General features: G+C 62.1%; 9 protein-coding genes. 6 read left to right on the forward strand and 3 right to left on the reverse strand.

Annotated features, from left to right (window positions below):
* Nucleotides 1–102 precede the first annotated feature (102 nt).
* The 4 genes from ACGLHT_RS19365 (at nucleotide 103) to ACGLHT_RS19380 (ending at nucleotide 7,080) form a co-directional block, all read left to right on the forward strand.
* Entirely contained in the window at nucleotides 103–1,437 is a 1,335-nt protein-coding gene (locus ACGLHT_RS19365) for a carbohydrate porin (RefSeq protein ID WP_137162293.1), read from the forward strand.
* Nucleotides 1,438–1,467: 30 nt separating this feature from the next.
* Complete coding sequence (locus ACGLHT_RS19370; RefSeq protein ID WP_238066867.1) at nucleotides 1,468–3,879, forward strand: glucose/quinate/shikimate family membrane-bound PQQ-dependent dehydrogenase; 2,412 nt, start codon at nucleotides 1,468–1,470, stop codon at nucleotides 3,877–3,879.
* Nucleotides 3,880–4,096: 217 nt separating this feature from the next.
* The gene (gene lon, locus ACGLHT_RS19375; protein WP_274120325.1) at nucleotides 4,097–6,517 is read left to right on the forward strand and encodes an endopeptidase La; all 2,421 of its coding nucleotides are present in this window, start codon (nucleotides 4,097–4,099) and stop codon (nucleotides 6,515–6,517) included.
* Between the two features lie 170 nt (nucleotides 6,518–6,687).
* The gene (locus tag ACGLHT_RS19380; protein WP_137162295.1) at nucleotides 6,688–7,080 is read left to right on the forward strand and encodes a protease inhibitor I42 family protein; all 393 of its coding nucleotides are present in this window, start codon (nucleotides 6,688–6,690) and stop codon (nucleotides 7,078–7,080) included.
* A 7-nt stretch (nucleotides 7,081–7,087) separates the two neighbouring features.
* Here ACGLHT_RS19380 and ACGLHT_RS19385 read toward each other — a convergent pair whose 3' ends face one another.
* Together ACGLHT_RS19385 and ACGLHT_RS19390 are read right to left on the reverse strand one after the other, a co-directional pair.
* Nucleotides 7,088–8,011 carry an alpha-xenorhabdolysin family binary toxin subunit B gene (locus ACGLHT_RS19385; protein ID WP_137162296.1) on the reverse strand — a complete coding sequence of 308 codons (924 nt, stop codon included), beginning with the start codon at nucleotides 8,009–8,011 and terminating at the stop codon, nucleotides 7,088–7,090.
* 13 nt (nucleotides 8,012–8,024) lie between these two features.
* Nucleotides 8,025–9,176: an alpha-xenorhabdolysin family binary toxin subunit A gene (locus ACGLHT_RS19390; protein WP_137162297.1), complete on the reverse strand. Its 1,152-nt coding sequence runs from the start codon at nucleotides 9,174–9,176 to the stop codon at nucleotides 8,025–8,027.
* Between the two features lie 238 nt (nucleotides 9,177–9,414).
* Here ACGLHT_RS19390 and cmoA point away from each other — a divergent pair, with 238 nt between their 5' ends.
* Together cmoA and cmoB are read left to right on the forward strand one after the other, a co-directional pair.
* Nucleotides 9,415–10,158, forward strand: a complete 744-nt coding sequence (cmoA, locus tag ACGLHT_RS19395) for a carboxy-S-adenosyl-L-methionine synthase CmoA (RefSeq protein ID WP_025340420.1) — start codon at nucleotides 9,415–9,417, stop codon at nucleotides 10,156–10,158.
* Entirely contained in the window at nucleotides 10,155–11,111 is a 957-nt protein-coding gene (cmoB, locus tag ACGLHT_RS19400; RefSeq protein ID WP_025340421.1) for a tRNA 5-methoxyuridine(34)/uridine 5-oxyacetic acid(34) synthase CmoB, read from the forward strand. Before cmoA ends, cmoB begins: the two co-directional genes overlap by 4 nt.
* A gap of 68 nt (nucleotides 11,112–11,179) precedes the next feature.
* Here cmoB and ACGLHT_RS19405 read toward each other — a convergent pair whose 3' ends face one another.
* A complete protein-coding gene (locus tag ACGLHT_RS19405; protein ID WP_025340422.1) occupies nucleotides 11,180–11,383 on the reverse strand; it encodes a hypothetical protein in 204 nt (67 codons plus the stop codon).
* Nucleotides 11,384–11,480: the final 97 nt, after the last annotated feature.

An 11,480-nucleotide genomic window follows, 5' to 3' on the forward strand; every position in this document is an offset into this window, starting at 1 on the left:
CTGAATCGCTTCATCGAAACCATCTTGTCGTCATTTCCATTGAGGGGCCCGCCCTTCGATGCGCTTGCCGTTTATTCAATAATCAAAAGATAGCGCTATCTCATGCTCCAACTGCCCAAAACCTTTTACATCGGCCTTGCCCTCAGCGCCCTGGCGGCCCCCACCGGCGCCAGCGAGATGTTCGCCAGCGACTCCCCCTGGATGCTCGGCGACTGGGGTGGCACCCGCAGCGAACTGCTGGAAAAAGGCTACGACTTCACCCTCGGCTACACCGGCGAGATGGGCAGCAACCTGCATGGTGGCTACGACCACGACCGCACCGCGCGCTACAGCGACCAGTTCACCTTCGGCAGCCACCTGGACCTGGAGAAGATCCTTGGCTGGCACGACACCGAATTCCAGCTGACCATCACCGAGCGCCACGGCGACAACATCAGCAACGACCGCATCAACGACCCGCGTGTCGGCGGCTTCACCTCGGCCCAGGAGGTCTGGGGCCGTGGCGAAACCTGGCGGCTGACGCAGATGTGGATCAAGCAGAAGTACTTCGATGGCGCACTGGATGTGAAATTCGGCCGTTTCGGCGAAGGCGAGGACTTCAACAGCTTCCCGTGCGACTTCCAGAACCTGGCCTTCTGCGGCTCGCAGGTAGGCAACTGGGTGGGCGGCATCTGGTACAACTGGCCGGTCAGCCAGTGGGCCCTGCGCGTGCGCTACAACCTCAGCGACGCGCTCTACGCCCAGGTCGGCGTGTTCGAGCAGAACCCCTCGAACCTGGAATCGGGCAACGGCTTCAAGCTCAGCGGCAGCGGCACCCAAGGCGCGGTAATGCCGATAGAACTGGTATGGAGTCCACAGGTCAATGGTCTGAAAGGGGAATATCGCGCCGGCTACTACTACAGTAATGCCAAGGCACAGGATGTTCTCAAGGACAGCAACGGCCAGCCGGCAGCCCTCAGCGGCGCCGCCTACCGCAGCAGTTCGAGCAAGCACGGCTTGTGGCTCGGCGCCCAGCAGCAGGTGACTTCGCTGGCGTCCGACCAGTCGCGTGGCCTGAGCCTGTTCGCCAACGCCACGGTGCACGACAAGAAGACCAATGCCATCGACAACTATGTGCAGGCAGGACTGGTATACAAAGGGCCCTTCGACGCCCGCGCCAAGGACGACATCGGTTTCGCCCTGGCCCGTGTGCACGTCAACCCTGCCTATCGCAAGAACGCGCGCCTGGCCAACCAGGCCGCCGGCCTCTACGACTACGACAACCCTGGTTTCCTGCCGGTGCAGGACACCGAGTACAGCGCCGAGCTGTACTACGGCATCCACCTGGCCGACTGGCTCACGGTCCGCCCCAACCTGCAGTACATCCGCCACCCGGGCGGGGTGTCGCAGGTCGATGGCGCCCTGATCGGCGGCCTGAAGATCCAGAGCAGTTTCTAACCCCCTTTTTGACCTGACGGAGAACCTACGATGAGCACTGAAGGTGCCAACAATGGAAGCCGCTGGCTACCGCGCCTGATCGGCGCGCTGCTGTTGCTGATGGGCCTGGCCCTGCTGGCCGGCGGCATCAAGCTGAGCCAGCTGGGCGGATCGCTGTACTACCTGATCGCCGGTATCGGCTTTGCCCTGTCGGGCATCCTGCTGCTGGCCCAGCGCCGCATCGCCCTGGGCCTGTACGGCCTGGTCCTGCTGGGCAGCACCGTGTGGGCCCTGCTCGAAGTGGGCCTGGACTGGTGGCAACTGGTACCACGCCTGGCCATCTGGTTTGCCATCGGTGTGGTCCTGCTGCTGCCCTGGGCGCGGCGCCCGCTGATCGGCCCGGGCAACAAGGCCAACACTGCGCTGCTCGGCATTGCAGTGGTCGCTTCGGGCGCTTGCGCCCTGGGCAGCCAGTTCACCCACCCCGGTGAAGTGTTCGGCGAACTGGGCCGCGACAGCAGCGAAATGGCCAGCGCCGCCCCGGCCATGCCCGACGGCGAATGGCAGGCCTACGGCCGCACCGAGCACGGCGACCGCTATTCGCCGCTGCGCCAGATCACCCCGCAGAACGCCTACCGCCTGGAAGAGGCCTGGCGCATCCGCACCGGTGACCTGCCGACCGAAAACGACCCGGTGGAGCTGACCAACCAGAACACCCCGCTGAAGGTCAACGGCATGCTCTATGCCTGCACCGCGCACAGCCGCGTGCTGGCCCTGGACCCGGACACCGGCGCGGAAATCTGGCGCTACGACCCGCAGGTCAAGAGCCCGGTCGGCACCTTCAAGGGCTTCGCCCACATGACCTGCCGTGGCGTTTCGTACTATGACGAAAACCGCTACGTCAGCCGCGACGGCAGCCCGGTACCGAAAATTACCGACGCCGGCCAGGCCGTGGCCCAGGCCTGCCCACGCCGCCTCTACCTGCCCACCGCAGACGCCCGCCTGATCGCCATCAACGCCGACAACGGCAAGGTCTGCGAAGGTTTCGCCAACCAGGGCGTGATCGACCTCACCACCGGCATCGGCCCGTTCACCGCCGGCGGCTACTACTCCACCTCGCCAGCGGCGGTCACCCGTGACCTGGTGATCATCGGTGGCCATGTCACCGACAACGAGTCGACCAACGAGCCATCCGGCGTGATCCGCGCCTACGATGTACACGATGGCCACCTGGTGTGGAACTGGGACAGCAACAACCCGGACGACACCCAGCCGCTGGCTCCTGGCAAGATGTACAGCCGCAACTCGGCCAACATGTGGTCGATCGCCAGCGTCGACGAAGACCTCGGCATGATCTACCTGCCACTGGGCAACCAGACCCCGGACCAGTGGGGCGCCAACCGCACCCCGGGTGCCGAGAAGTACAGCGCCGGCGTGGTCGCCCTGGACCTTGCCACCGGCAAGGCTCGCTGGAACTACCAGTTCACCCACCACGACCTGTGGGACATGGACGTCGGCAGCCAGCCGACCCTGGTCCACCTGAAGACCGACGATGGCGTGAAGCCGGCAATCATCGTGCCGACCAAGCAAGGCAGCCTGTACGTGCTCGACCGCCGCGACGGCACGCCGATCGTGCCGATCCGCGAGATCCCCACCCCGCAAGGTGCGGTGAAGGGCGACCACACCTCGCCGACCCAGGCCCGCTCCGACCTCAACCTGCTCGGCCCTGAACTGACCGAACAGGCCATGTGGGGCGCCACACCGTTCGACCAGATGCTGTGCCGCATCCAGTTCCGCGAACTGCGTTACGAAGGCCAGTACACCCCGCCTTCCGAGCAAGGCTCGCTGATCTACCCAGGCAACGTCGGTGTGTTCAACTGGGGTAGCGTGTCGGTCGACCCGGTGCGCCAACTGCTGTTCACCTCGCCCAACTACATGGCCTTCGTGTCGAAGATGATCCCGCGTGAGCAGGTGGCCGAGGGCAGCAAGCGCGAAAGCGAGACCAGCGGCGTGCAGCCGAACACCGGTGCGCCGTACGCGGTGACCATGCACCCGTTCATGTCGCCACTGGGCGTACCATGCCAGGCCCCGGCCTGGGGCTATGTCGCCGCCATCGACCTGTTCACCAACAAGGTGGTGTGGAAGCACAAGAACGGCACCACCCGCGACAGCACCCCGGTGCCGATCGGCATGCCGGTTGGCGTGCCGAGCATGGGTGGTTCGATCGTCACCGCCGGTGGCGTCGGCTTCCTCAGCGGCACCCTGGACCAGTACCTGCGCGCCTATGACGTGAACAACGGCAAGGAACTGTGGAAAGCCCGCCTGCCAGCGGGTGGCCAGGCCACGCCGATGAGCTACAGCGGCAAGGATGGCAAGCAGTACGTGCTGGTGACTGCCGGCGGGCATGGCTCGCTGGGCACCAGGATGGGCGACTACATCATCGCCTACAAACTGGCTGAGTAATCCAGAGATGCGGCAGTGAACCTGCTGCCGCATTCGCGGGTAAACCCGCTCCCACAGGTATGGCGCTGCCCCCAAGCTCGGCGCCGTACCTGTGGGAGCGGGTTTACCCGCGAAGAGGCCGGTACAGGCATCACTCCTCTCTGCACCCTTCAACTACCATTGAAACCCATCCCCCCGCGCCCCATCTAAGCACCATAGTCATTCACGCAGGTGCCCCATGAGCGACCAGCAGGATTTCCCGGAACATCCCGACGAACACAGCGAAGTCGAACACACCACTCCCCAGGCCGAAACCGGCCACGCCCTCGCCCTGCCCGGCCAGCAGCTGCCGGACAAGGTCTATGTGATCCCGATTCACAACCGTCCGTTCTTCCCGGCCCAGGTGCTGCCGGTCATCGTCAATGAAGACCCTTGGGCAGAAACCCTCGACCTGGTGGCCAAGTCGCCAGACCACAGCCTGGCCCTGTTCTTCATGGATACCCCGCCAGAAGACCACCGCCACTTCGACACCTCGGCGCTGCCGCAGTACGGCACGCTGGTGAAGGTGCACCACGCCAGCCGCGAAAACGGCAAGCTGCAGTTCGTCGCCCAGGGCCTGACCCGGGTACGCATCCGTACCTGGCTCAAGCACCACCGCCCGCCGTACCTCGTCGAGGTGGAATACCCGCGTCAGCCAGCCGAGCCGACCGACGAGGTCAAGGCCTACGGCATGGCGCTGATCAACGCGATCAAGGAGCTGCTGCCGCTCAACCCGCTGTACAGCGAAGAGCTGAAGAACTACCTCAACCGCTTCAGCCCCAACGACCCGTCGCCGCTCACCGACTTCGCCGCCGCGCTCACCTCGGCCACCGGCAACCAGTTGCAGGAAGTACTCGACTGCGTACCCATGCTCAAGCGCATGGAAAAGGTCCTGCCGATGCTGCGCAAGGAAGTCGAGGTGGCGCGCCTGCAGAACGAGATCTCGGCCGAGGTCAACCGGCAGATCGGCGAGCACCAGCGCGAGTTCTTCCTCAAGGAACAGCTCAAGGTCATCCAGCAGGAGCTCGGCCTGACCAAGGATGACCGCAGCGCCGACCTCGAGCAGTTCGAGCAGCGCCTCGAAGGCAAGACCCTGCCGGACCAGGCACGCAAGCGCATCGACGAAGAGATGGGCAAGCTGGCCATCCTCGAAACCGGCTCGCCCGAATACGCCGTCACCCGCAACTACCTGGACTGGGCCACCGCCCTGCCCTGGGGCGTGTACGGCAAGGACAAGCTCGACCTCAAGCATGCACGCAAGGTCCTCGACCAGCACCACGCCGGCCTCGACGACATCAAGGAGCGCATACTCGAATTCCTCGCCGTGGGCGCCTGGAAAGGCGAGATCAGCGGCTCGATCGTGCTGCTGGTGGGCCCGCCCGGGGTAGGCAAGACCAGCATCGGCAAATCCATCGCCGAATCGCTCGGCCGGCCGTTCTACCGCTTCAGTGTCGGCGGCATGCGTGACGAGGCCGAGATCAAGGGCCACCGCCGCACCTACATCGGCGCCCAGCCCGGCAAGCTGGTGCAGGCCCTGAAGGACGTCGAGGTGATGAACCCTGTGATCATGCTCGACGAGATCGACAAGATGGGCCAGAGCTACCAGGGCGACCCGGCTTCAGCGCTGCTGGAAACCCTCGACCCGGAGCAGAACGTCGACTTCCTCGACCACTACCTGGACCTGCGCCTGGACCTGTCCAAGGTGCTGTTCGTGTGCACCGCCAACACCCTGGATTCGATCCCCGGGCCATTGCTCGACCGCATGGAAGTGATCCGCCTGTCCGGCTACATCACCGAAGAGAAACTGGCCATCGCCAAGCGCCACCTGTGGCCCAAGCAGCTGGAAAAGGCCGGCGTGGCCAAGACCAGCCTCGGCATCAGCGACAGCGCCCTGCGCGCGGTAATCGAAGGCTATGCCCGCGAAGCCGGGGTACGCCAGCTGGAGAAACAACTGGGCAAGCTGGTGCGCAAGGCCGTGGTCAAGCTGCTGGAAAACCCCGAGGCCAAACTGAAGATCGGCACCAAGGACTTGGACGCCGCGCTCGGCATGCCGGTGTTCCGCAGCGAGCAGGTGCTGGCTGGCAAAGGCGTGATCACCGGCCTGGCCTGGACCAGCATGGGCGGCGCCACGCTGCCGATCGAAGCCACCCGCATCCACACCCTCAACCGCGGCTTCAAGCTGACCGGCAAGCTGGGTGATGTGATGAAAGAGTCGGCCGAAATCGCCTACAGCTACGTCAGCTCCAACCTCAAGCAGTTTGGTGGTGATCCTGGCTTCTTCAACGAAGCGTTCATTCATCTGCACGTGCCCGAAGGCGCCACGCCCAAGGACGGCCCGAGTGCCGGCATCACCATGGCCAGCGCCCTGCTGTCGCTGGCCCGAGACCAGGCGCCGAAGAAGGGCGTGGCCATGACCGGCGAGCTGACCCTGACCGGGCAGGTACTGCCGATTGGCGGTGTGCGCGAGAAGGTGATTGCGGCGCGGCGGCAGAAGATCTTCGAGCTGATCTTGCCGGAGCCTAACCGTGGGGACTATGAGGAGCTGCCGGACTACCTGCGCGAAGGCCTGACCGTGCATTTCGCCAAGCGCTTCGCCGATGTAGCCAAAGTGCTGTTCTAGCCAGCACCGGCCTCTTCGCGGGTAAACCCGCTCCCACAGGGATAGCGCGGGGCTTGAGCCCAGTGAGATCTCTGTGGGAGCGGGTTTACCCGCGAAAGGGCCGGCACAGGCAACACAAATCTCCTCGATCATCGGTTATCCTCAGGCCATCGTCAGCCTCCGGAGCCAACATGACCGCCCCTCGTCTGCTCGTTCCCCTGAGCTTCGCCCTGCTTTCTGCCTGTGCCCAACACCCCCCACAGACCGTCGAACTGGACGCCGAAAGCGAATGTCCCATCCGTCTGCAGGTAGGCCAGGCACTGACCCTAACCTTGCCCAGCAACCCGTCCACCGGCTACCGCTGGCGTGTCGAAAACCCGGCCGCCAACGTACTGCGCAACCTGGGCCCAGAGGTGTATAGCGCTCCGGAAGCAGAAGAAGTGGTTGGCAGCGCTGGGATATCCACTTGGCGCTACCAGGCCAGCAGCGCCGGTGATGCTCAGCTGGTGCTGGTGTATCAGCAACCGTGGGCAGCGGACACACCACCCGTGCAAACATTTGATTGTGCCATCAGGGTGAGGTGATCACGCTTCAGGCCGCTTCGAAGCGGCGGCGCAAGGCAACCATGTACTCGCGGGCTTTTTCCAGCGCTGCCTGCAACTCGGCCAGCTGGGCGGAGGCATCCATCAGGTTTGAAAGCATTTGCCAATGACGGACGAACTTGCTCATCTGCTCCAGCCAAGGTTCACGCTCCCCGAGCAGTTGTTCGACCTGATCGAACTGGCCGCTTTTCTCCTGCGCCTCCTCCAGTTGCCTCTGAACGGTACGCAGCCCCTGCTTTTGCTGGTTCAAGTTGCTGGAGAGCCGCTCACGAGCGGCGACAACATCAGCAAACTTTCGCCCCTGCTCAAGCAAGTCCAGATGCGAATTGAGCTTTACCAAAGCCCCTTTGACAAGCTCCGGCGTTACCGAAGGGTCTTTGAACGTCGCGAACAAGCTATCAATATCCTGCTCTTGCGGTATGACATTGCGCAGCGCATCGCGAACAGAGGGATGGTCCAAGGTATCGAGCAGGCCATCGACTTCGGCGACACGTTTCTGCTGAGCTGCCACGGTCTGCTCAAGCTGCGTCGCAGAGGCGCCGAGCTTGGCGACAACTTCGTCCTGATCTCGCCTGAGCCCCTTCACATCGGGTGTACGGTAAGCAGATACCCGTTCGACAGCCTTGGCTATATTCTCCATGTCCGCCTGCAAGCTCTGGCGAAGACGTAGCAGGTCCTCGTCATCCAAAACTGCTGTACTGCTGTCCAGCTCCAGGTTCAATGCCACCAGACTGGAAAGTACGTTTTCCCGCATGCAGTCGTTGCCAGCCTTGAGCAACTTGGTCAGGTCCAGCAACCGCTCACGCAAAGACGGGAGCATGCCATTCATGTTGGCATAGTAAAGCTCGGCCATTCGCGCTTCGCTGGTGAGTATTACCTTGATGTCAGGTAAATTATCAACCTTGGCTTCCATAAAAAGTTTCTCCTCAATAGTCCTGCAGCGCTTCATTGAACAGCCTGGATATATTGTTCGAAATACCAAGAATGTTTTCCCAGGGGGAAATAACTCGCTGGAAGCGGTCGACAAAACGTTTGAGTGCCAACTGGGTAGAAACGCCCGCCGCGCGCTTCTTGGAGTTCTTGGCATACGCCTCCATCAAAACCCAGACATCTTCCAGGTTCTTGATGGCCGTGCCGACGTCGACCAGGCGAAACTGCATGTCGGAAACATGAGTTCTGATAACTTCGAACTCGGATGCACCGCCTAGCAGCCCACTTCGACGGGCTGCCAGCTTCTCTCTATCTCTGATCAGCTCGTTCTTATCAGCTCGCACCTTCTCGGCCTGAGCCCCGTAAATACCGCCGGTCACTATCAGCCCTAACGGCCCAAAAACCAGCCCGTAAAAAGCAGTGCCGACAAGCGCATTATATTCATCCAATTTTTTCAGAATCTCGGCATCCAACTCGTCGAGCTCGGGCTCCAGCTTCGCCAGTGCTTCCGGGATATTCTCGCCGCCAATGCGGTTCAGCAAGGATTTCGCCATGGGCTGGAGGTTCTCGATAATGTCATCGCCGAAACGGTCAATCAGCGCTTTGACATGCCGGATACCATCGAGCTTCGCCTCGATGTCTTCGGTAATCGCACTCAGGTGGATGTCGACACTTTCCCTGAAGATGTGCGTATCCACTGCAGAAAGCCCAACACTGTCCGTATCATCACGCACAATGGCTGCCGATTCCCAAGCGTCCATGCACTTGATCTTGCTTATCAGGTTATTCGCTTCATCAATCAAGTCCTCAGCAAAGACCTGCAGGTCTGCGCCCATGGTCTTGCATGCATCCTCAACGCGATCCCAAGAGTTGACGTGACTGCGTAAGTTATTGAAAAAAACATTGACATCATTGATGTCGAGACCAAGCGCAGCGAACGTTTCATTCACCTTGACCTCGTAATCCTTCGGCAGTTGGCGCACGGCGTTTTCATAGCGCTTGATTGTTCGTAAGTTATCCCGACTAAAAATGAATGCGGGCTCATTCTTCTTCAGTTCGAAAATTTGACTGGGTATAAACTCAACACGCTGGTCTTCGGTAAGCTTATCGAATGGCAACGCTTTGGGCTCAACGACATCACTTCCCATATAAAACCTCCTATTAATCCTCTGGCGCGACTCGCCGGTGCACCTTAGTATTCACAAGGCATTAATAGAGTCAGGCAATTATCGATACCGTCACGGAAACATCTGCAGTTTCTGCCAGACACGTGCGCAAGGGAAACGCCCCCTGTGACGCCCATTTGTCATTTCGGTCCGATAAATAGGCAACCTTGGCCCGGTTTGGTTAGAATATCGCCCCGTTTTTCCGGCCCGAGCCCTCCCCGTGAGCAAACAACCCGACCGCCTTTTCGCCCAGCCCCTGGAGCAAGTGCCCGACTTCGTCTTCAACGAGGATGTGGTGCGTGTGTTCCCGGACATGATCAAGCGCTCGGTACCGGGCTACCCGACCATCGTCGAGAACCTCGGCGTGCTGGCCGCGCGCTTCGCCCAGCCGCATACCGCGCTGTACGACCTGGGTGCGTCGTTGGGTGCCGTTACCCAATCGCTGCGCCGCCATGTGCGCAGTGACGGCTGCCGGGTAATCGCCGTGGACAACTCCGCGGCGATGGTCGAGCGTTGCCGCCAGTACCTCACCGCCCAGGACTCGATGTTCCAGGAACTGCTGCCGGTGCAGGTGCTGGAAGCCGACATCCTGGCCCTGCCCTTCGAGCCCGCCTCGGTGGTGGCGATGAACTTCACCCTGCAGTTCATCGCCCCCGACCAGCGCCTGGAGCTGCTCGGCCGCATCCGCCAGGCGCTGTTGCCCGGTGGTGCGCTGATCCTCTCGGAGAAACTGCGCTTCGCCGATGATGAACAGCAGGACCTGCTCAATGAACTGCACCTGGACTTCAAACGTGCCAATGGCTACAGCGAACTGGAAATTGCCCAGAAGCGCAGTGCCATCGAGAACGTGATGAGGCCCGACACCCTCGAAGCCCACCAGGCGCGCCTGCGCGCAGCCGGTTTCTCGAAAGTGGTGCCCTGGTTCCAATGCCTTAACTTCGCCTCTTTGATTGCCCTGCCATGATCGATCTGTCCCCCCTCGTCCGCCGCCTGGCGGGCACGCCCCTGGCTTCCTGGTCGCAAGGCCTGCAAGCGCAACTGGAAGCCAAGCTGGAGAAGGGTCACGGTGACCTCGACCGCTGGCGAGGTGCTCTGGAAGCCTTGCCCGCCCTGCAACCGAGCGAAATCGACCTGGTCAACGGGCTGCGCCTGGACTGCGATTGCGACGACGCCACCCGCGCGCAGATGCGCCAGGCACTGATGGGCCTGTCCCCTTGGCGCAAAGGGCCATTCGACCTGTTCGGCGTGCATGTGGACACCGAATGGCGTTCGGACTGGAAATGGTCCCGGGTCGGCCCGCACCTGGACCTCAAGGGCAAGCGCGTGCTCGACGTGGGCTGCGGCAACGGCTACTACCAGTGGCGCATGCTCGGTGCCGGCGCCGACATGGTGATTGGCGTCGATCCCAACTGGCTGTTCTTCTGCCAGTTCCAGGCCGTTCAGCAATACCTGCCAGAGCTGCCCGCCTGGCACCTGCCATTCGCCCTGGAAGACCTGCCGGCCAACCTCGAAGGTTTCGACACGGTGTTTTCCATGGGGGTGTTCTACCATCGCCGCTCGCCCATCGAGCACCTGCTGGCGCTCAAGGACTGCCTGGTCAAAGGCGGTGAACTGGTGCTGGAAACCCTGGTGATCGAGGGTGACGAAAACCAGGTGCTGGTACCTGAGGACCGCTATGCACAGATGCGCAACGTCTGGTACCTGCCGTCGGTACCGGCCCTGGAGCGCTGGTTGCGCCGTGCCGGTTTCAGCGACGTGCGTTGCGTCGACGTAAGCGTGACCAGCGTCGAGGAACAGCGCAGCACCGAGTGGATGCGCTACCAGTCACTGGGCGACTTCCTCGACCCGAACGACCACAGCAAGACCATCGAAGGCCTGCCGGCCCCACGCCGCGCCACCCTGCTGGCGCGCAAATAAAAAAGGCGCCCGGATGGGCGCCTGAATACACCTGCGCCGAGGAGCTGTCACGGCGTAGGTGCTGTCACTCAATCCTTGGCCAACTCGCGGGCCTTCTCCTGTGCCTTGCGCTCACGCTCGGCAACGGCCTGTTGCTTGTCGCCGTGCAGGCGCTGCTGGTCTTCGCGGAACGCTTGCCAGAATTGTTTGGAACGTTCTGCACCGCCCTCGGCGTAAACACTGGCGCTGCCCAGGGCAAGGGTGGCCAACAGCAGGTATTTGGTCAGGTTCATCGTGGTTGCCTCGTGATAACCGATCAGACAGGGCCATCCTAGCGAGGGCTAGCTAACGGCAAGGTGAGGCGGGGATTACAGTCTTGCAATGTGGCCC

The organism is Pseudomonas sp. PsB (assembly GCF_043658375.1).
GTDB classification, from domain to species: domain Bacteria; phylum Pseudomonadota; class Gammaproteobacteria; order Pseudomonadales; family Pseudomonadaceae; genus Aquipseudomonas; species Aquipseudomonas putida_Z.